Annotated in this window: 23 protein-coding genes and 1 tRNA gene; 9 read left to right on the forward strand and 15 right to left on the reverse strand. The window is 65.5% G+C overall.

Annotation, left to right across the window (positions count from 1 at the left end; genetic code table 11):
- Positions 1 to 28 precede the first annotated feature (28 nt).
- Together leuD and AC13CR_RS14285 are read left to right on the forward strand one after the other, a co-directional pair.
- Complete coding sequence (leuD, locus tag AC13CR_RS14280) at positions 29 to 634, forward strand: 3-isopropylmalate dehydratase small subunit (protein ID WP_292954693.1); 606 nt, start codon at positions 29 to 31, stop codon at positions 632 to 634.
- The gene (locus AC13CR_RS14285) at positions 634 to 1704 is read left to right on the forward strand and encodes an endonuclease/exonuclease/phosphatase family protein (RefSeq protein WP_292954696.1); all 1071 of its coding nucleotides are present in this window, start codon (positions 634 to 636) and stop codon (positions 1702 to 1704) included. Before leuD ends, AC13CR_RS14285 begins: the two co-directional genes overlap by 1 nt.
- 33 nt (positions 1705 to 1737) lie before the next feature.
- Here AC13CR_RS14285 and AC13CR_RS14290 read toward each other — a convergent pair whose 3' ends face one another.
- Genes AC13CR_RS14290 through AC13CR_RS14330 form a run of 9 tightly spaced genes read right to left on the reverse strand, consistent with a single transcriptional unit; the run spans position 1738 to position 8460 of the window.
- Positions 1738 to 2109 carry a hypothetical protein gene (locus AC13CR_RS14290; protein WP_292954699.1) on the reverse strand — a complete coding sequence of 124 codons (372 nt, stop codon included), beginning with the start codon at positions 2107 to 2109 and terminating at the stop codon, positions 1738 to 1740.
- The gene (gene flhB, locus AC13CR_RS14295) at positions 2103 to 3164 is read right to left on the reverse strand and encodes a flagellar type III secretion system protein FlhB (RefSeq protein WP_292954702.1); all 1062 of its coding nucleotides are present in this window, start codon (positions 3162 to 3164) and stop codon (positions 2103 to 2105) included. Before flhB ends, AC13CR_RS14290 begins: the two co-directional genes overlap by 7 nt.
- Positions 3161 to 3919 (reverse strand): flagellar biosynthetic protein FliR, encoded by a 759-nt coding sequence (locus AC13CR_RS14300; RefSeq protein ID WP_292954705.1) that lies wholly within the window; start codon positions 3917 to 3919, stop codon positions 3161 to 3163. The genes flhB and AC13CR_RS14300 overlap by 4 nt, the downstream gene beginning before the upstream one ends.
- Positions 3916 to 6015: a flagellar biosynthesis protein FlhA gene (locus AC13CR_RS14305; protein WP_292954708.1), complete on the reverse strand. Its 2100-nt coding sequence runs from the start codon at positions 6013 to 6015 to the stop codon at positions 3916 to 3918. The genes AC13CR_RS14300 and AC13CR_RS14305 overlap by 4 nt, the downstream gene beginning before the upstream one ends.
- Positions 6012 to 6290, reverse strand: a complete 279-nt coding sequence (locus AC13CR_RS14310) for a hypothetical protein (RefSeq protein ID WP_292954711.1) — start codon at positions 6288 to 6290, stop codon at positions 6012 to 6014. Before AC13CR_RS14310 ends, AC13CR_RS14305 begins: the two co-directional genes overlap by 4 nt.
- Positions 6290 to 7156, reverse strand: a complete 867-nt coding sequence (motA, locus tag AC13CR_RS14315; RefSeq protein WP_292978199.1) for a flagellar motor stator protein MotA — start codon at positions 7154 to 7156, stop codon at positions 6290 to 6292. Before motA ends, AC13CR_RS14310 begins: the two co-directional genes overlap by 1 nt.
- An 11-nt stretch (positions 7157 to 7167) precedes the next feature.
- On the reverse strand, positions 7168 to 7710 hold the full coding sequence (locus AC13CR_RS14320; protein WP_292954717.1) for a MotE family protein: 543 nt from the start codon (positions 7708 to 7710) through the stop codon (positions 7168 to 7170).
- Complete coding sequence (locus AC13CR_RS14325) at positions 7703 to 8059, reverse strand: hypothetical protein (protein WP_292954720.1); 357 nt, start codon at positions 8057 to 8059, stop codon at positions 7703 to 7705. The genes AC13CR_RS14320 and AC13CR_RS14325 overlap by 8 nt, the downstream gene beginning before the upstream one ends.
- Positions 8056 to 8460 (reverse strand): flagellar basal body-associated FliL family protein, encoded by a 405-nt coding sequence (locus AC13CR_RS14330; RefSeq protein ID WP_335661809.1) that lies wholly within the window; start codon positions 8458 to 8460, stop codon positions 8056 to 8058. Before AC13CR_RS14330 ends, AC13CR_RS14325 begins: the two co-directional genes overlap by 4 nt.
- 186 nt (positions 8461 to 8646) lie before the next feature.
- On the opposite strand from AC13CR_RS14330, the gene fliF reads away from it, so the two are divergent.
- From fliF to fliP, 4 genes are read left to right on the forward strand one after another with little or no spacing between them, the layout of a single operon-like run.
- On the forward strand, positions 8647 to 10224 hold the full coding sequence (fliF, locus tag AC13CR_RS14335) for a flagellar basal-body MS-ring/collar protein FliF (protein ID WP_292954726.1): 1578 nt from the start codon (positions 8647 to 8649) through the stop codon (positions 10222 to 10224).
- On the forward strand, positions 10221 to 10796 hold the full coding sequence (locus AC13CR_RS14340) for a hypothetical protein (protein ID WP_292954729.1): 576 nt from the start codon (positions 10221 to 10223) through the stop codon (positions 10794 to 10796). The genes fliF and AC13CR_RS14340 overlap by 4 nt, the downstream gene beginning before the upstream one ends.
- Positions 10784 to 11041: a FliM/FliN family flagellar motor switch protein gene (locus tag AC13CR_RS14345; RefSeq protein WP_292954732.1), complete on the forward strand. Its 258-nt coding sequence runs from the start codon at positions 10784 to 10786 to the stop codon at positions 11039 to 11041. The genes AC13CR_RS14340 and AC13CR_RS14345 overlap by 13 nt, the downstream gene beginning before the upstream one ends.
- A 5-nt stretch (positions 11042 to 11046) precedes the next feature.
- Positions 11047 to 11772, forward strand: coding sequence for a flagellar type III secretion system pore protein FliP (gene fliP / locus AC13CR_RS14350; protein WP_292954735.1), 726 nt, complete (start codon positions 11047 to 11049; stop codon positions 11770 to 11772).
- Positions 11773 to 11787: 15 nt separating this feature from the next.
- Here the strand turns inward: fliP and dxs are convergent, their stop codons facing one another.
- The 6 genes from dxs to dapF form a co-directional block, all read right to left on the reverse strand.
- Positions 11788 to 13704, reverse strand: coding sequence for a 1-deoxy-D-xylulose-5-phosphate synthase (gene dxs, locus AC13CR_RS14355; RefSeq protein ID WP_292954738.1), 1917 nt, complete (start codon positions 13702 to 13704; stop codon positions 11788 to 11790).
- A 24-nt stretch (positions 13705 to 13728) separates the two neighbouring features.
- Positions 13729 to 14592 carry a polyprenyl synthetase family protein gene (locus tag AC13CR_RS14360; RefSeq protein ID WP_292954741.1) on the reverse strand — a complete coding sequence of 288 codons (864 nt, stop codon included), beginning with the start codon at positions 14590 to 14592 and terminating at the stop codon, positions 13729 to 13731.
- Positions 14592 to 14828: an exodeoxyribonuclease VII small subunit gene (locus AC13CR_RS14365; RefSeq protein ID WP_292954744.1), complete on the reverse strand. Its 237-nt coding sequence runs from the start codon at positions 14826 to 14828 to the stop codon at positions 14592 to 14594. The genes AC13CR_RS14360 and AC13CR_RS14365 overlap by 1 nt, the downstream gene beginning before the upstream one ends.
- On the reverse strand, positions 14825 to 15745 hold the full coding sequence (locus AC13CR_RS14370) for a histone deacetylase family protein (RefSeq protein WP_482900897.1): 921 nt from the start codon (positions 15743 to 15745) through the stop codon (positions 14825 to 14827). Before AC13CR_RS14370 ends, AC13CR_RS14365 begins: the two co-directional genes overlap by 4 nt.
- A 129-nt stretch (positions 15746 to 15874) precedes the next feature.
- Entirely contained in the window at positions 15875 to 17128 is a 1254-nt protein-coding gene (mtaB, locus tag AC13CR_RS14375) for a tRNA (N(6)-L-threonylcarbamoyladenosine(37)-C(2))-methylthiotransferase MtaB (protein WP_292954750.1), read from the reverse strand.
- The gene (gene dapF / locus AC13CR_RS14380; protein WP_292978197.1) at positions 17125 to 17955 is read right to left on the reverse strand and encodes a diaminopimelate epimerase; all 831 of its coding nucleotides are present in this window, start codon (positions 17953 to 17955) and stop codon (positions 17125 to 17127) included. The genes mtaB and dapF overlap by 4 nt, the downstream gene beginning before the upstream one ends.
- 96 nt (positions 17956 to 18051) lie before the next feature.
- On the opposite strand from dapF, the gene AC13CR_RS14385 reads away from it, so the two are divergent.
- The 3 genes from AC13CR_RS14385 to AC13CR_RS14395 all read left to right on the forward strand — a co-directional run.
- Positions 18052 to 18127, forward strand: a tRNA-Lys gene (locus AC13CR_RS14385).
- A 272-nt stretch (positions 18128 to 18399) separates the two neighbouring features.
- Positions 18400 to 18657: a hypothetical protein gene (locus AC13CR_RS14390; protein WP_292954754.1), complete on the forward strand. Its 258-nt coding sequence runs from the start codon at positions 18400 to 18402 to the stop codon at positions 18655 to 18657.
- A 9-nt stretch (positions 18658 to 18666) separates the two neighbouring features.
- A partial coding sequence (locus AC13CR_RS14395; protein ID WP_482900898.1) for a hypothetical protein occupies positions 18667 to 19704 on the forward strand: 1038 nt, incomplete at its 3' end.

Below are 19704 nucleotides of genomic sequence, written 5' to 3' on the forward strand. Positions count from 1 at the left end.
GGCCAGACACGAAAAGACGAGGTTTTCGATGGACAAGTTCACAACGCTGACCGGCATCGGCGCGCCCATGCCGCTGGTCAATATCGACACCGACATGATCATCCCCAAGCAATTCCTGAAGACGATCAAGCGATCCGGCCTTGGCGTGAACCTGTTCGACGAGATGCGCTATGACCGCGACGGCAACGAGATCGCCGATTTCGTCCTGAACCAGCCCGCCTACCGCGAGACCCGGATCCTTGTCGCTGGCGACAATTTCGGCTGCGGTTCGTCGCGGGAACATGCACCCTGGGCACTGCTGGATTTCGGCATCCGCTGCGTGATTTCGACCAGCTTTGCCGACATCTTCTTCAACAATTGCTTCAAGAACGGCATCCTTCCCATCACCTTGCCGCAGGATGCGGTGGAGGTGCTGATGGACGACGCCGCGAAAGGCGCAAATGCCCGCATGACCGTCGATCTTGAAAACCAGACCGTCAGCACCTCGGACGGCCAGCAATTCCGCTTCGAGATCGATCCGTTTCGCAAGCATTGCCTGCTGAACGGCCTGGACGATATCGGCCTGACGATGGAGAAATCGACTGCCATCGACCGCTATGAGACGCAGATGGAACAGGCGCGTCCTTGGGTCTGATGCCGCGTGCGGCCATCCGCCATGCCTGCGGGCTGGCGATCGCGCTGCTGCTTTGGGGATGCGCGGCGACCGCGCAGACGATCCGGATTGCCACCTATGATCCCGGCCTGACGCGCAAGGGGCCCGGTCTTCTGTTGCGCGACATCCGCAAGAACGATCCGCAGGTTCTTGCCGCCGCGCAGGTCATCGCTGCGGCGGCGCCCGATGCGATCCTGCTGACGGGGATCGACTGGGACCTGGACGGCCAGTCCGTCCGCGCCTTTGCCGCCAAGCTGGCCGAGGCCGGGCTGGATCTGCCCCACGTGTTTGCCGCGCGACCCAATAGCGGGCTGGCCACCGGCCTGGACCTGGACGCGGATGGCAGGCTGGGCGAACCCGATGATGCGCAGGGCTGGGGGCAGTTCACGGGTCAGAACGGCATGGCGCTGCTGTCCCGGCTGCCGCTGGGCGAGGTCCGGGACTACAGCGACACCTTGTGGCGCGATCTTCCCGACAACCTGATGCCGGAAACCGCACCAGAGGTGGCGGCGGTCCAGCGCCTGTCATCGACCGCGCATTGGGACATTCCGCTTCTGACCCCGGCCGGGCCACTGCATCTTCTGGCCTGGTCGGCCACGCCGCCGGTCTTCGACGGCCCCGAGGATCGCAACGGCCGGCGCAACCGCGACGAAGCCGCCTTCTGGCTGGACCGCCTGCCCGAAACCCCCTTCGTTCTGATCGGGAACGCAAATCTCGATCCCGTCGATGGCGAGGGTCGGCCCGACGCGCTGAACGCACTGATCGCAGCAACGCAGGACCCGCAACCGCGCGGCGCCTGGCAGCCCCCGCAGACCGGCGCGAATGCCGTCCAGAAGGGCGATCCCGCGCTGGACACTGCCTCTTTCAGGGACAGCGGACCGGGCAATCTGCGCGTCGATTATCTGTTGCCATCGCGATCGCTGAAGATCGTCGCCAGTGGCGTCCTGTGGCCGGCGCCCGATGATCCGCTGGCCAGGTCCATCGTGGCCGCATCGGATCATCGTCTGGTCTGGGTCGATCTGGAACTGCCTGCCGCGGCATCCACAAGATAAGCCACGCGCCGGGCGCGCAAGGATGGCCGCCGTTCAGAAGCGCGGGCCCCGGGATTTCGCCGCAAGTGACCGCGACAAGCTCAGCAACACCTCGGCACGGCCGAATTCCCGCGCAGCGACCTGCCTGGCAGCCTCGAATCGCGGCTCCAGGTCAGCCAATTCCCGATCGGCGCGGGTCAGTTCGCGGGCACTGCGCCCTGCCTGCGCATTGGCCATCCGGGCCTCTGCCACGCCGAGTGGCGCGGTGCTGCGATAGCATTGATCCAGCGCCGCGCGGAGGGCATCGGCGCGTTGCCGGGCATGGGCCATACGCTGAGAAAAGGCCGCGAACTTCTTCAGCTCGCGTTCAGCCTTGATCCGCGCGATGCGTTCCAGTGCGGCAAGCCTGTCGTTTTGCGTTACCATCCCGCACGCGCCTTTGCCCGCATCTTTTCGGCAAAACGGATCGCGGCGGCGACAGCGGCGAATTGCTCGCGCTGGATTTCATGGCCGATCTCGACGGTGGCATGGATCGCGCGCGCGCAGGGCGGGTCGGACCAGATCGGAACCTCCTTTTCCCTGGCCTTGGCGCGGATCCGGGCCGCCACATCGTCCACGCCCTTCGCCAGACAGACCGGTGCCCGGCCGCTGCCGCGTTTCCATTCCAGCGCGACCGCATAATGGGTCGGGTTCACGATCACAACGTCGGCCCTGGCGACATCGGCCAGCATCTGCTTCATCGCGATGTCGACGGCGCGCTGGCGGCGGGCCGCCTTCAGATGCGGGTCGCCTTCGGATTCCTTGTGCTCATCCTCCATTTCCTTGCGGGTCATGCGGTTCTTCTGGCGGTGTTCGTGCCATTTCCAGGCCATGTCGAACCCGGCGAAGATGACCGAGACGCCGATCGCCAGCATCAGCACGCGGCTCAGCAGTTCGGCCAGATCGATGACCCAGCGTCCGCCGCCCATCGCGCTGGCGGCGATCCGGTCCAGCAGATCCGCAAAAAGGAACCAGCCGCCAATGCAGACCAGAACGGATTTGCCCAGCGAAATGCCGAACTGCACCAGTCCTGAGGGTCCGAATTTCTGACCCGCCGACTTGATCGGGTTGATGCGATTGATGTCGGGCGCCAGTTTCTGCGGCGCAAAGACCAGGCCGCGCTGCGCGATCAATGCCACCATGATCGCCAGCGCCGGCACCATCGTCAGGCCGATCAGGCCAATCGCGGCAAACTGAGCCAGGCTTGTCGCAAGGGCAAAGCTGGAATTCAGCGGCCAGCCCTCGGCCCCCATCGCGCGGCTGGCCATCGAAAGCCACTGATTGACCGCGAATCCCGCGCCCACGCCAAAGGCCAGCCAGGCGCCCAGATACATCGCCGCCACGTTCAGTTCGGTCGAGCGCGGAATGTCGCCCTTTTCGCGCGCCTTGCGCAGCTTCTGCTCGGACGCATCGTATTGCTTGTCGTCCTTGTCCTCGCTCATCCCTGCCCCGGAAGCATGAAACCCAGAACGGCATCGGCCCAAAGACCGACAAGCAGCGGCGCCAGCAGGGCCAGCCCCGCCAGCGCCAGAAGGACCGCGGCCGGAGAGCCGATGAAGACCACGGGCAACGCTGGCATGACCCTGTTGATCACGCCTGACAATGCCTGAAACATGAATCCGCCCAGTGTGAAGGGCGCGGCCAGCATCATTGCCAGCACGAAACTGCGTGACAGGATCGCGACGGCTTCCGGCATCAGCCGGCCGATCTCGGGCCACGAAGCCGGAGGCCACAGCACGAACGAGTCGGCCATCAACTGCACGACCATGACCGGCAGACCGAGCGCCATCAGGATGGCCACGCCGCCCAGATGCATCAGATTGCCGATCGGATGAGGCGCGGCCTCATTCTGAACGCCGATGATCTGCGACAAGGATGCGGTCGCCGCGATCGCCGAGGTCGCAACATCCAGCGCCAGCGCCAGCAACCGCAACAGCAACCCCGTCGCGGCACCGATGACAACCTCTCCGGCTGCCTGGGCCATCGCGGTCGCAGTATTGTCGGGCACACCGGCAGGTGCGACAGCCCCGGCCAGCAGCGGCGACACCGCCATGGCGAGGCCGACCTTGACGCGGGCCGGAATGACCCGTTCGCCCAGCCCCGGCAGGGCAAGAACGCAGGCCTGCACGCGCAGATAGACCAGTACGAGCCGCCAGTCGAGGCCGGGAACCCATTGCGAAAGCTGATCCCAGTTCATGCGGCCTCGATGGTGCCGACCACCTGCAGATCGACGCCCGGATCGATCTCTTCCAGGCCCAGGACGGGCGTCGCGACCCCATTCGATCCCAATACCGCGCGCACCATCCGACGCCGGTGGTCAGGGGCCACGATGATCGTGCGCGCTGCGGGATCCGACGTCGCAAGCGCGCGCCGGGTCCGCTCCAGAAGCTTCTGTGACAAAGCGGGCGTCATCGCGCCGCCGCCGTTCCGGCCGGTCTCGGCATCCGCGCGAGAGAATTCGGCCTCCCAGGCGGGGTGCAGTTGCAGCGCCGCGATCCGGCCGCCTTGATCGGAATATTGCTGGCTGATCTGGCCGCGCAGCCGCTTGCGGACCAGTTCGTAGATGGCTTCGATCTGATCGAGATTGCGGAATTCGCAGATCGCATCGACGATCAGCGGCAGGTTGCGGATCGAGATGCGTTCCTCCAGCAACGCCCTGAGGATCGCCAGCAGCGTCTCGGGCGTGACCTTCTCGGGCATGATTCCATCCAGGTGTCGGCGGTTGCGTTCGGCACGCGTCGGATCGGAAAGCGATTTCAGTTCTTCGATCTGCCTCTGCATCGCGCTCAACGTCATCAAGGCGGCCAGGTTTGACTTGACCACCTCCATCAAGTGGGTGGACAGAACCTCCATCGGCGTCACGACCGTGGCACCCAAGGTTGCTGCGTCGTCCTGATCGTCGCGGGCGATCCAGCGGGCCGGACTGGAATAGACCGGCTCTCGCACCGAGGCTCCGTTCAGACCGGCCAGAACCGGATCGGGGCCAAGCGCCAGAACCTCGCCCGCGCGCAGCGTGCCACGACCGCGGATGACCCCGTGAATGCGGATCTGATAGTCACCCGGCGCCAGTTCGTCGGTATCGGTAATGCGCACGTCGGGCAGGATCAGTCCGAAGGTGCGGGCGATATGGATGCGCAGGTTGGCAATGCGGCTGCCCAGGCCCCGCGCCTGATCCAGCGCGGTCATCACCAGGTCGGATCCGATCTCGACACTGATCTCGTCGGTGTCCAGAACATCGCCGATCCGTGCGGCCGGCCGCGGGTTTTCAGATTTCGCCTCAGCATCCGGCAGGGCTTCTTCGGCGGCGCGCTGGCGGCGCGCGATCTGCCAGGCCGCGAACGACATCGCGCCCGTCAGGGCAAGAAACAGCAGTCGTGGCATGCCGGGGACGAAGGACATCAGCAGCATCGCCGCCGCCACGACCGCCGCGGGTTGCCAGCCGCGCGTAAGTTGCCGCGACAGAAGTTCGGCCGTGGTATCCGTCGCCCCGCCTCGCGACAGCAGCAGGGCCGCAGCCATCGAGGTGATAAGGGCGGGAATCTGGCTGACCAGACCGTCGCCGATCGTCAGATGCGAATAGGTGGACATCGCTTGGCCGACGGGCATGCCGTGGACGACGATCCCGACGGTCAGGCCGATCAGAAGGTTGATCAGCGTAATCACGATACCCGCGATCGCATCGCCCTTGACGAATTTGGACGCACCGTCAAGCGAGCCGAAAAAGCTGATCTCGCGCTGTTCCTGGATACGTCGGCGCTTTGCTTCCTGATGATCGATCGCGCCGGCATTGAGATCCCCGTCGATGGCCAATTGCTTGCCGGGCAGCGAATCAAGTGCAAACCGCGCCGCAACCTCGGCCATGCGCCCCGAACCCTTGGTGATGACCATGAAATTCACCACCGAGATCACCGAGAACACCGTCAGACCCACCAGAAGCGAACCGCCGGCCACGAAGGCCGCAAAGCCGTTGATGACCTGACCGGCCGCATCGGGTCCGGTATGGCCCTGCGTCAGGATCAGCCGGGTCGACGACACGTTCAGCGACAGGCGGATGACCAGGCTGACCAGCAGCAGGACCGGAAAGGCCTGAAAATCCGTCGGCTTGTCGACCAGCGACGCCATGACCAGGACCAGCGTCGCGGTCGCGATCGACAGCGCGATCCCCAGATCCAGCAGCCCCGGCGGCAACGGAATGACCAGCGAGATGACGATCAGCACAAGGCCGCTCGTCACCATCATCGAGGCATCGATGGATTTGCCCTTTCGCGATGCGATCGCGCCAACCGATTTCATTCGCCTTCTCCTGGCATCGCCGGCGCCGGGCGCAAGACATCCTGAAGCGACCATTCATCACCGGTCAAAAGCCCCGCGCGGCGCAGGAAAACCAGCGCCTGAAGTCGCGATTGGGGCGCCATCCGCATCAGCCGGACGCGATAGTCGTAGGGCAGATCCTCGCCCTCGAGCAGCCAGGCCGACGCCTCTTCGGCGAAAGCCTTGGCCTCGGGCAGCAAAGGCAGATCCGCCGCTGCCGTCGATGCGCTCAGTGCGATGAGTACCAACGAGAACATCACGCTGCCTTCTTCAGATCGCGCAGTGCCGTCTCAAGCGTATCGAAACTGGGTCGCACATGCTCGGGCACCGCCTGTCGCCCCACCTCGACGCAAAGGTTGGTGGCGTGCTGGTGCAGACCGGCGACCAGAACCGACTTGACGACATCGAAAAAGCCCAGATCCTGCTTGATCACCCCACCAAGGCGGTTGGCCAGCGGCGCCACGAAACCATAGGCAAGAAACACACCCAGGAAGGTTCCGACCAGCGCGCCGCCGATCATCTTTCCCAGCACCTCGGGTGGCTGGTCGATGGCGCTCATCGTCTTGATCACGCCCAGAACCGCGGCCACGATTCCCAGGGCAGGCAGTGCATCGGCAACCGTCTGCAGCGCATGGGGGACGTGCATTTCCTCCTCGCGCAGGATGGCGATACGGCGCGAGAGCATTTCCTCGACCTGGTAGGGGTCATCGTAGTTCAGGCTGGCCGAACGCAGCGTATCGGCGATCAGCGAAACGATGTCGTGATTGGCCTTGAGACGCGGATAGGCTTTGAAGATCGGCGACTCGTCGGGCGATTCGATATGGGCCTCCAGAGCCACCGGGTTCTCGCGGGCGATCTTCAGCAATTGAAACATCAGGCACAGCACATCCTGATGATCGGCTTCGGTCCAGCGCGGACCCTTGAACGCACGCACAAGGCCCCCGGCGGTTCCCTTCAGCACGTGGCTGTCATTGGACAGCAGATAGGATCCGATCGCCGCCCCCATGATCATCATCATTTCGAATGGCAAGGCTTCGGTGATGACGCCCATCTTGCCGCCGGCAAGGGTATAGCCTCCAAAAACCATGGCCATCGTCAGGAAAATGCCCAGAAAGCCGAACATTGCGAAATCTCCTAGTTTTTCCGGACGCTGCGCGCGCCCATTTGTGCCGTCAGCAGCGCCGCCTGCCGCGGCTCGACGGCAGCGATGATGCGGGCACCGGTTTCGGGGCGGACACGAAGCAGGATTTCGGCCGCGAAATCGGCCGGCAGATTGGTCAGGACGGCCGCGGCCTCGGCGGGTTTCATCTGATCATACAGGGCCACGAGCTTCTCTATGTCGCTTCGCACCGCCGCGGTGGACTGGTCCTGACGGCTTCGCATCCCGCCCTTCTGTGATTTCAGCTCGGCCAGGCGCTTGCGCAGCGCCGACTCGGCCTCGGCGACTTCGGCCTTCTTGCGGTCGATCGTTTCCATGTAGCGTTCGATCCGCAACGCGCGGTCGCGCAGTTCTTCGGCCAGGGCGACCGCTTCGGGCACATCATTGCATCCCTGCAAAAGATCGCTGGGCTCGGCGAAGGCCGCGAAATAGCGCGAGAAATCCTGCATCTGCCAGATGGCCAGCCCGGCGGGCACGGCAAAGGTCAAGGCCAGGAACGAAAGCAGCGATCTACGCATCGGCCACCTCTGCGCGCTTGCGCAACCGGCGAAGGGCGGGTGCGGACATCTGTGCGGGTGGCTGGGCGGCGGCACCGATGCGTTGACGCAGATCCCACAAGGCGCGTTCCTTCCGTGCATTGTCGATGTCGCGCGACAGCGCCTCGCTGGCGGTGGTCGCCTCGTCGCGCGCCTGCCGGATTGCGCGCTCTAGTCGGTCGACCTCGGCCGCCATGACCGCAATCGCGCCTCCAAGCCCGGTTTCCAGATCATTCAGACGACGCAACCTGCGCGCCAGCACGATACAGAACACCGCAAGCCCCACGGAAGCCGCCACCAACGCGGCCTGAAACATTTGTTCGACGCTCATTTGATGCGAAACTCCGTAATCAAGAGATCCTTCACGGGCTGCTCGCCCAGAACATAGCGGGTGCGGGTCACCAATTCTCCGCGGATGATTTCAAGCACGCCGCGCTTGTCATAGGCGTCCCGATCTACGCCCGAGAGAAAGCTGGTGAACGCGTCCTGAACGCGCGGCATCAGATGCGTGACCGCGGCGGCGTTTTCAGCATCGGTTTCGATCGTGGCCGCAAGAACCAGCGAACGTTGCGGCCTGCCGGGAAGGTTCAGCTCGATCACGGGCACGTCCACGAAGACGACCGGGGGCAGGCCGGCCTCGTCGCGGGCAGCGGCGCCGGAAAACAGGTCACCAGGCGACCAGAGTTCAAGATAGGTCGAGGCGAATCCCAGACCACCCAGCAGCAGGCTCATCAGCCCGGCCAGCAGAACGCCCTTCTTTCCAGAAGGCTTTGCCGGTGGATCGATGGTTGCGTCGGTCATGGTGATTCTCCGTCGTGACAAGACGGAATTAGCACCTCGCGACTAACCAATTCTTAATAGCCGCCATGTCATCAAGGCGTTGACGAAAAACGGGACGCTGATTCGAAAGGGCCGGTTTTGCAAAAACTGCAGGACTATTGGAACGAGCGAAGCTCACAACAGAAAATCATTCTCGCGGCGGCGTTTCTTGCGACGTTTCTGGTCATCGCGGGTTTCGGCTGGATGGCAAGCCGTCCGGGCATGTCAATGATCTATGGCGGCCTCGATTCGGCACAGGCCGGCGAAGTCGTGGCGGGTATCGAACGCGCAGGCGTCACCTATGAGGTGCGCGGCGATTCGATCTGGGTCGACACATCGGCCCGCGACCGCCTGCGGATGGAACTGGCCGCCCAGGGCCTGCCCGCGCAGGGCACGGCCGGATATGAACTGCTGGACGGCATGTCCGGATTCGGAACCACGTCGCAGATGTTCGATGCCGCCTATTGGCGGGCCAAGGAAGGTGAACTGGCACGCACGATTCTTGCCTTGCCGAACGTCAAGACAGCGCGGGTGCACCTGGCGGTCGAAACCGGGCGGGGCTATCGCCGCGACGCGACCGGCAGCGCTTCGGTCACGTTGTCAACCAACGGCCAGGCCATCACACGCGAACAGGCGGCGGCGCTGAAATTCCTGATTTCTTCGGCCGTGCCCGAGATGAAGCCGGATTCGGTCACCGTCATCGACGCCAAGCGCGGCATCGTCGTCGCCGGAGAAGATGAGCCCGGCGCAGACCGGGCCGCCGAGATGAAGCGCAATGTCGAGCGCATCCTGGAACCGCGCGTCGGCATCGGCAACGCCATCGTCGAGCTGAATCTGGATCTGATCAGCGAATCCGAGGTGATGACCGAGCAGCGATTCGATCCCGAACAGCGGGCGCTTATCTCTCAGGTCACCGAAGAGACATCGGATCAAAGCAACTCCACCGGGTCGGGAGCCGTGACGGCCGCCTCGAACCTGCCGGACGGTCAGAATGGCCAGGGCGACAGTGAGCAATCGCAGCGTTCGGAAAACCGCCAGCAGGCCAATTACGAGGTCAGCCGCGTCACGCGTGAAGTCTCGCGCAGACCCGGCGACACGCGGCGCATGACCATCGCTGTGCTGGTCAACGGCGTGCCGGAAACGGACGCCGATGGCCAGACTCGTCTGGTGTCGCGGCCCGATGCCGAACTGGACACCCTGCGCCAGCTTGTCGCCTCGGCATCGGGCTATGACGAAAGCCGTGGTGACCAGATCACCGTCAAATCGCTGCCCTTCGCCACGATCGGGTCCGAAGGCACGCTGGCCAAGCCGGATTTTCTGGATCGGCTGGAACTGAACGGCCTGGCACGGATCGCGCTGATCGGGCTTTTCGCGCTGGCGGTGATTTTCGCGGTGCTGCGGCCGGTGCTGCGCTCGCGCGCCGGTCCGGCCGCGCAAGAGCCTGGGCTTGACGACAGCTTGCCGCTGTCGGGCGGGCTGAACGGCGTGATCGAACCCGAAGACGAACCCTTGGTCAGCGAGCCGCAGCTGATGCCGGAATTGCCGCCGCGGGCCGAGCCCCTGGCCCTGCCTTCGGCCGATCCTGTTGCACGCCTGCGCGGCATGATGCGCGAACGCCACGATGAAAGTGTCAAGATCCTGTCTGGTTGGATCGACAACAAGGAGAAAGCCCATTGAGCATCGCCATGTTCAAACTGGAATCCTTCACATCGGCCATGGCCGAACAGGGCGCCCGCGTCACCTATGACAGGGCCAGTCTGGATCAGGCCTTCGCCGACGGTGTCACCGAAGGACTGGCCCGCGCGCAGCGCGAAGACATGAACAGTCTCTCGGCCGGGCTCGAACGCTTGGCGAAGGCGCTTGGCGACGATGAAGATCGGCGCGCGGCTCTGCGGCAAGAGGCGCTCTCTTCGCTGGCGCCGGTCCTTGAACAGATCCTGGACTGCCTGGTCCCGGCTTCGGAATCGCCCCGGCTCGAGGCGGCGCTGACCGAGCAATTGATGCGCCTGTCGCGCGAGGGGTCGGCGCTGCGTGCCAGCATATCGTGCAGCCCCGCGATGCGCGGAATGGTCGAACATTGCCTTGCCGAGGCCGGTCTTGACGAGATCGAACTGGTCGCATCGGACAGCGACCGCATCAGCCTGTCGCTCAGCGGCGGCAGGATCGACTTTTCAGCCGACCGCATGGCCAACGAAATTCGTGAACTGATCGCCGAAATCAAGGGGGAGGACGCGGCATGGACGCACTGAAACATCTGATCGACACGGACAACATCGCGCTTGAAGTCACGATCAGGCTGGGAAAAACCCGACTGACCGTCGCGCAGCTTTCAGCCTTGCAGCCCCAGGATGTGCTGACGCTGGATCAGACGGTCGAGGATGGCGTCGAGATCTGCGTCGGCGACAAGGTCATCGCCCGCGGCGAGTTGACCGGGGACGGAACCCCGGAGGACCGGCTGTGCGTCCGCATCCTTGGCGCGGCCGAAGCCGAGTGACGGGCATGATCCGCCACCGCGCCAGCCTTGTCGCGATGGCGACGATCGCGGCATTGCTGCCGGTCGCAGCCCTCGCACAGGATGCGCCGGGACTGGATCAGCTGGCGGGCGGGCTTGGCCAGAACGCAGTGCTGGTGGTGGTCGCATTGACGGCGCTGTCGCTGGCGCCGGCCATCGCCATCATGGTGACCGCCTTCCCGTTCATCGTCACGGTTCTGTCGATCCTGCGCCAGGCGATCGGCTTGCAGCAATCGCCCCCCAACATGCTGATCGTCAGTCTCGCGATCTTTCTGACCTGGTTCATCATGGATCCGGTCCTGCGCGAGGCCTGGCAGGTGGCGGGTGCACCGTTGCAGGACGGCAGCATCGGTATCGCCGAGGCGATCCAGCGCGGCGTCGTTCCCTTCCAGGGTTTCATGTCCGCGCGCACGGATCCCGACACGCTGCGCGGACTGGCCGAGATAGCCCCGGCCGGCGGCGATCCGGCCGAACGTCTGTCTGTCCTGATCCCGGCCTTCATGCTGTCCGAGATTCAGCGCGCTTTCGAGATCGGCTTCCTGATCGCGCTGCCCTTCCTGATCATCGACCTGGTCGTTTCGGCAGTACTGATGGCGATGGGGATGATGATGGTGCCGCCGGTCGTGGTCTCGCTGCCTTTCAAGCTGGCCTTCTTCGTCGTCGTGGACGGCTGGACGATGATCGCCGGGGCGCTGGTGCGCAGCTATCAGTGAGGGTGTCGCGCCGGATCAGGCGCGGCGATCGGCCAGCCGGCTGATGCCCAGCACTTCCAGAACCTTCGCCTCGATATGGGGCGCGTTCAGGGCAGAACTGTCATACATCGCCCTGGGCGCGTCGTGATCGACGAACCGGTCCGGCAGAACCATCGAGCGGAACTTCAGCCCGCTGTCAAATACGCCTTCCTCGGCCAGCAACTGCGCCACGTGGCTGGCGAACCCGCCGATCGCGCCTTCTTCCAGCGTGATCAAAGCCTCGTGGTTCCGGGCCAGCGACAGGATCAGATCCCGGTCCAGCGGCTTGGCGAAGCGGGCATCCGCGACGGTTGGCGTGATACCCCGCGAGGTCAGGGATTCGCGTGCCTCCATCGCCTGTGAAAGGCGCGTGCCGAAGGACAGGATCGCGACGCCCTTGCCCTCGGCGATGATCCGGCCCTTGCCGATGGGTAGAATCTTACCCCGAGCCGGCAGATCGACGCCGGTGCCCTCGCCGCGCGGAAAGCGAAGGGCAATCGGGCCGCTGTCATGGGCGGCCGCGGTGGCGACCATATGAACCAGTTCCGCCTCGTCAGCGGCGGCCATGACCACCATGCCGGGCAGGTTCGCGAGGAATGCGATGTCATAGGCCCCGGCATGGGTGGGCCCGTCCTGCCCGACCAGGCCGGCGCGGTCGATGGCAAACCGCACCGGCAGCTTCTGAACCGCGACATCGTGCACGACCTGGTCATAGCCGCGCTGAAGAAAGGTCGAATAGATCGCGCAGAAGGGTTTCATCCCGCCTGCGGCCAGCCCGGCCGCAAAGGTCACGGCGTGCTGTTCCGCAATGCCCACATCAAAGCTGCGGCGGGGAAACCGCTCGGCGAATTGCTTCAGCCCGGTGCCGTCCGGCATCGCGGCGGTGATGCCGACGATCTTCTCGTCGCGTGCGGCCTCGTCGATCAGGGCCCCGGCGAAGACTGACGTATAGCTGGGCGCATTGGCCTTCGCCTTGGCCTGCTGCCCGGTGACCAGATCGAATTTCGCCGTCGCGTGGCCGCGATCGGCCGCATTTTCGGCGGGCCCATAGCCCTTGCCCTTCCTGGTGACGGCATGGATCAGGACCGGCCCCGTCGCCCGTGACCGAACGGTCCGCAGCAGAGGCAGCAACTGATCGATATCGTGGCCATCGACAGGGCCGATGTAGGAAAAGCCCAGTTCCTCGAACAAGGTGCCGCCGACGGCCATCCCCTTCAGCATTTCCTTGGCCCGGCGGGCGCCTTCCTGCATCGGGCCGGGCAGCAGGCCGACCGCGCCCTTGGCGGCGGCCTTCAGTTCCTGGAACGGCCCTCCGGTATAGAGCCGCGTCAGATAGGATGACATCGCGCCGACCGGAGGCGCGATCGACATCTCGTTGTCGTTGAGGATGACGAACAGTCGCTTGCCCAGGTGGCCGGCATTGTTCAGTGCCTCATAGGCCATTCCCGCGCTCATCGCGCCATCGCCGATCACGGCGACCGCATCGCCCGGATCACCGCCCAGATCCCGCGCCACGGCAAAGCCCAGGGCGGCCGAGATCGAGGTCGAGGAATGGCCAGCCCCGAAGGGATCATGGGGGCTTTCGGCACGCTTGGTGAAACCCGCAAGCCCGCCGCCCATGCGCAGGGTGCGGATCCGGTCGCGCCGCCCGGTCAGGATCTTGTGGGGATAGCATTGATGCCCCACATCCCAGATGATCTTGTCGCGCGGGCTGTCGAAGACGGCGTGAAGCGCCACCGTCAGTTCGACGACGCCCAGACCCGCGCCCAGATGCCCGCCGGTCACGCTGACGGCGCTGATCGTTTCGGACCGCAATTCATCAGCCAGTTGCCTCAACTCGCGATCCGACAGGGTCTTCATGTCGGCGGGCGAAACGACACGGTCAAGGATCGGCGTCAGCGGTCTGTCGGTCATGGCGGGCCCTCCGGGCGGGCGGCTTCAGGTATCGCGCTCGATAACGAAACGCGCCAGGTCGCGCAAGTTTCCGGCCGCCTCGCCATAGGGTTCCAGCGCGGCCTCGGCCTTCAGGACATAGCGGCGGGCCTCATCCCTGGCGCCCTGCAGGCCCAGCAGCGACGGGAAGGTGGCTTTTCCCGCCGCCTGATCCTTGCCAACCCGCTTGCCGGTCACATCCTCGTCACCCGTCACATCGAGAATGTCATCGACGATCTGGAAGGCCAGCCCGAGGGCGCCGGCATAATCGTCCAGCGCGGTCGTGTCCTCGGCCGCGATCAGCGGTCCGGCGCAGGCCGAAAACCGGATCAAGGCACCGGTCTTGGCCCGCTGCAACCGCTTGATCGCCTTCAGATCCAGCGGCTGGACGGCGCTTTCGGCAGCGATGTCCAGGGCCTGTCCCCAGACCATGCCGCGCGCGCCGGCCGCATCGGCCAGCCCCGCGATCAGCCGAAGCCGGGCATCGCCATTCCCGATACGGTCAGCGCCCAGCAGGCCGAAAGCCAGCGCCTGCAAGGCGTCGCCTGCAAGGATCGCCGTCGCCTCGGACCATTGCACATGGCAGGTGGGCATCCCCCGGCGCAGGTCGTCATCATCCATCGCGGGCAGGTCGTCATGGACCAGCGAATAGGCGTGCAGCGCTTCGACCGCCGCCGCGACCGGCAGCGCGGCCTCGTCACCGACGCCGTGCAGCCGCGCCGATTCCATGACCAGAAAGGCGCGGATCCGCTTGCCGCCCACGGTCGCATAGGCCATCGCGTCGCGCAATTCGCCGGCGGGCAGATCGGCCAGCGCGGCATCCAGCGCGGTCTGAACCTGCGCCTTGACCTCGTCCAGTCTGGACAGCATCACATGCCCTCGACGGGTTCCGTGCCACCGGGCTGGCCACTGGCGGACAGAGTGATCTTCTCGACCCGTTCCTCGGCCTCGCGCAGACGCTTTTCGCAATGCGCGCGCAGGCTCGCACCGCGTTCATACAGCGCGATCGATTCCTCCAGCGAGGCCTCACCCGTCTCCAGCTTGCCGACGGTGGCCTCCAGTTCGCGCATCGCCTCCTCGAAGCTCAGCGTCTCGATCTCGCTCATCCTGCGGCCTCCATCAGCACCTCGACATGGGCGCGAACCGAACGCGCCAAAGCCGCCAGATCATAGCCGCCTTCCAGGCAGGATACCACCGGGGCGCCGGCGGTCGCGGCCATCTTGCAGATCGCGCGCGTGATCGCGGTAAAATCGCTCTCGTCCCAGACCAGCCCGGCCAGAGGATCGTCGCGATGGGCATCGAACCCGGCCGAGACGATGACCAGTTGCGGGGCGAACTCCAGCGCGCGGACCAGGATCGAATCCCAGGCAGGACGGGCGATCTCGCCGCCAGAGCCGGGCGGCAGAGGCACGTTCATGATCTGCCCATGCGCGCCGCGTTCCGAGGCGGCCCCGCTGCCCGGCCACAATGGCATCTGCTGGCTGGTCGCAAAAAAGGCGCGCGGCTCGTCCCATAGCAGATCCTGCGTGCCGTTGCCGTGGTGCACGTCGAAATCCAGAACCGCGACACGCTGCAAACCGTGGTGATCCAGCGCCCGCCTGGCAGCAATGGCCACATTCCCGAACAGGCAGAAGCCCATCGGCGTCTCACGCTCGGCATGGTGTCCGGGCGGGCGCATCGCCACGAAGGCATGGCTTACGTCATCGGCCAGCACCGCATCGACCGCCGCGCAGGCGCCACCAGCGGCACGCAAGGCAGCGCCCAGGCTGCCGGGTGACAATTGCGTGTCGGCGTCCAGCATCCGAAACCCCTCGGCGGGCATGGCGGCCTCGATCCGGTCCAGGTAGGTCTGGGGATGACAGCGAAGAAGATCGGCGGGATCGGCCTCAGGTGCCTCGCGGCGGTCCAGATCCAGCTCCTCCAGCGCGGCCATGACCGCTCGGGTCCGCGCCGCCCGCTCGGGATGGCCGGGCGGGGTGACATGGTCCCCGGCGGCCGGATGGAAATAGAGCGCGGTCGTCATGGCACCTCCTCGATCACCGCGCCACGCTAGGCCCGCCCGCCGAAAGCTTCAAGCCGGCGATCCGCTTGCACTCTTTCCAAATACCTCGGGGTCCGGGGCAGCGCCCCGGCGGTTGCCCCAAGGCGCCCGTCAGGCCACCAGCCGCTGCCCGTCATGGCCGGTGATCCGCGCATCCAGCAAGGCCCCCTCGGGCTGGTCCGCGGTAAAGGCCACCTCGGCGAATCCCTCGGTCCGGCCCAGGCGGGGGCCTTCGGTCAGCACGCGACGCATCTGTCCCGTCTCGGCCTCCAGATGCCGCAGCAGGGCCGCCTCGCCCACCGCGCGCAGCCGGGCCGCGCGGTCGCGGATCACCGGGCCCTTCACCGCGGGCATCCGCGCCGCGGGTGTGCCCTTGCGCGCCGAATAGGGAAAGACGTGCAGGAAGGTCAGGCCGCATTCCTCGACCAGGCGCAACGAGTTTTCGAACATCGCCTCGGTCTCGGTCGGGAAGCCCGCGATGATGTCGGCGCCAAAGACCATGCCGGGCCGCAGCCGCCGCGCCTCCTGGCAGAACCGGATCGCGTCATCGCGCAGGTGGCGGCGCTTCATCCGCTTCAGGATCATGTCGTCGCCCGCCTGCAGCGACAGGTGCAGGTGCGGCATCAGCCGCGGCTCGGTCGCGATGGCCAGCATCAGGTTCTCGTCCGCCTCGATCGAATCGATCGAGGATATCCGCAGGCGCGGCAGGTCCGGCACCAGCCGCAGGATCCGCATCACCAGATCGCCCAGACGCGGCGCGCCGGGCAGATCCCCGCCCCACGAGGTCAGATCGACCCCGGTCAGCACCACCTCGTTGAAGCCCCGGCCGACCAGCCGCTTGATCTGCTCGACCACCACCCCCGCCGGGACCGAGCGCGAATTGCCGCGACCATAGGGAATGATGCAGAAGGTGCAGCGGTGATCGCAGCCGTTCTGCACCTGCACATAGGCCCTGTGCCGCCCGAAACCGTCGATCAGGTGGCCGGCCGTTTCGCGCACCGACATGATGTCATCCACGCGCACCTTTTCGGTCCGGCCTATCAGATCGGGGGCGCGCAGCCCGGCCCAGGTTTCGGGCTGCATCTTCTCGTGATTGCCGATGACCCTGGCGACTTCGGGCATGGCGGCAAAGGTCTCGGGCTCGGTCTGCGCGGCGCAGCCGGTCACGATCACCGGGGCGCCGGGATTTTCGCGCGACAGCCGCCGGATTTCCTGCCGCGCCTTGCGCACCGCCTCGGCGGTGACCGCACAGGTATTGATCACGACGGCATGGGGCAGGCCCGCGGCCTCGGCCATTTCGCGCATCGCCTCGGTTTCGTAGGCATTCAGCCGGCAGCCGAGGGTCGAGAAGATCGGCGCAGTCATTGCGCCAGCCATTCGGGCGTCAGCATTCCGGAAAAGACATGCGCCGTCGGACCTTCCATCCAGACGCCATCCTCGCGCCAGTCGATCATCAGCACCCCGCCCGGCACGGTCACCGTCACGCGCCGCCCGGTCAGCCCGCGCCGCGCCGCAGCCACGGCAGCCGCGCAGGAACACGACCCCGAGGCCAGCGTCGCCCCGGTGCCGCGTTCCCAGATCCGCAGCAGGATTTCGTCGGGCGACAGAACCTGCACCACCTCGACATTGGTGCGTTCGGGATACAGCGGGTGATGCTCCATGTCCGGGCCGAACCGGTCCAGATCAACCGCTGCCGCCTCCGCGACGAAGAAGGTCAGATGCGGGTTGCCCATGCCCGTGGCCACCGGATCGCCCTCGATCGGCAGATGGTCGATATCGACCTCGCGGGCCAGCGGAATGGCACGCCAGTCCAGCACCGGCTGCCCCATGTTCACCCGAGTCAGCCCGGCCCCCGCATCCTCGGCCAGCAGGACGGCGTGATCGGTTCGCAGGCTCAGCCGGTCCCGCCCGGTCTGGTCCATGACGAACCGCGCGATGCAGCGGGTGGCGTTGCCGCAGGCGGCGCTGGAGGTGCCATCGGCGTTCCAGAACCGCAGCCGCAGATCCGCCTCGGGATCCGCCTCGATCACCGCAAGCTGGTCGAACCCCACGCCGCGGTGGCGGTCTGCGATGCGCGCGATCACCTCCGGCGCCGGCGGCTGGCCGCCCGCGCGCAGATCGATCACCACGAAATCGTTGCCCAGCCCGTGCATCTTCAGGAAAGCCAGACCGGAGGCGGATAGGTTGCTCATGCCGGGCCATATAGGATACCGGCAAAATTTACGCCAGAGGCGACGGCTTTTCCGCTTGACGCCCCGGATGCCCGCCCCTAGTAAGCCCCCCGTGTTGGGCCCGTAGCTCAGTTGGTAGAGCAACTGACTTTTAATCAGTGGGTCACAGGTTCGAATCCTGTCGGGCTCACCACTAAACATCTGATATATATAAATTTATTTGGTCTTGTCGTTTTCGTCCGTCCGACGATCCGACGGCGTCCGATATCGGACGGGGCGAAGTGTTTTCTCTGGCGCAATGTCTGCTGCTGTGGCTATTTAGGGCCAATGGGCAACCCCTCCGGGGTCCGGATGACAGCGGGAAAGACTGCCGGGCAGGCCCCCGACAAAAGCCAGGGCGGGTCCGGATGCCGGGCAACCCCTCCGAAAACTCACGGAACATCGTCAGTTTTAGGGGGCCCGTCCGTGGCTGATTATCAAGCATCTTCTGTCTGGTCCGACGCCATCACGCTGACAGCGGGCGATATCGTGCGGAACCGGGGATTGAACACGATCCTGGTCTGTGCGTCGGAACCGCCCGATCCCGATGACGCACTGGCCCTGCGCCGGGACGAACAGTTCAAGTGCGAAGCAGAGGTCATCGTTCGCATCGCGACAACAGGGAGCTGGGCCAGCACGCTGTCTGTCGCATCAGGCATCCCTGCCACAACATCAAAAGCATAGGAGCAGTGCATGCCATCAGTATCTATCGGAAAGGCATGGTCGCCCATGCTGGCCCTTGTGCCGGGAGATATCCTGCAAAACCAGGGCGCCAACCCGGTGTTGGTCAGTTCGGCCATACCGCCATCGCAGAATGAGGCAGTCGAGCTGCAGCCGTTTGAACGGATCGTGGTCCAGGCCGCCGTCGAGGTGCGGCTGGCAACGGCGGGAAATTTCCTCGGGCGCGTGAATGTCATTTCCGGCCTGCCCATCGGCAATGGAGCGTCATCCGCCAATGTCGATGTCGTCGCAAGGCAAGCTGCCGCTATCGCGGCCGGAAAGGCCGATACGACGCAGGAAAAAACACTGGCATCGGCAAGCGTCGTCAGTGGGCGCCTGATCCTGACGCGGGTCGATGGCACGACAATCGAGGTCGATCTTCCTGCCGGCGGCGCGGCCCTCGCCGCCCCTGCGGTCATCGCCGCCCCGACGATCGCCGGTGGCACGACCGAGGGCAGCATCCTCACGCGGACGGCGGGCGATGCCAGCGGCAACCCGGCGCCCGCGCGCGAAACCGTCTGGCTGCTGGACGGCGTGGCCATCGCCGGGCAGACCGGCAACACGCTGGACACGACCGGCCGCGTCGGCGTGATCACGACGCAGGATATCTGGACCAACAGCGAGGGCACGGCAACGGGCACCTCGGACGCCGTGACCATCCACACCGATCCCATCGTGATCGCCGCTCGCGCCTATCCGACGGATTTCGGGACGCTGGATTACAATATCTTCGACCAGATTCCGGGGGCGGCCAAGGCAACCGGATGGGCTGTCAGCGGGCCGAACGCCATCAGCATCGCGGACGGCGTTCTCTCGTTCAACAGCGACGCGATCCAGCCGGGCACGATGACCCTGACCGGCACGGCCAGCGGCGCGGACAACGAGGCCTGGACGCTGGCCGTCACCTTCGAGGCCATCGCCTTCAGCTATGACGGCGCGGATTCGGTGATCGTGTCCTATCCCGCCGATACCCCGGCCGATGGCAGCATCGGCTTCACGCCGACCGGTGGC

This window comes from Paracoccus sp. L-17, assembly GCF_056857655.1.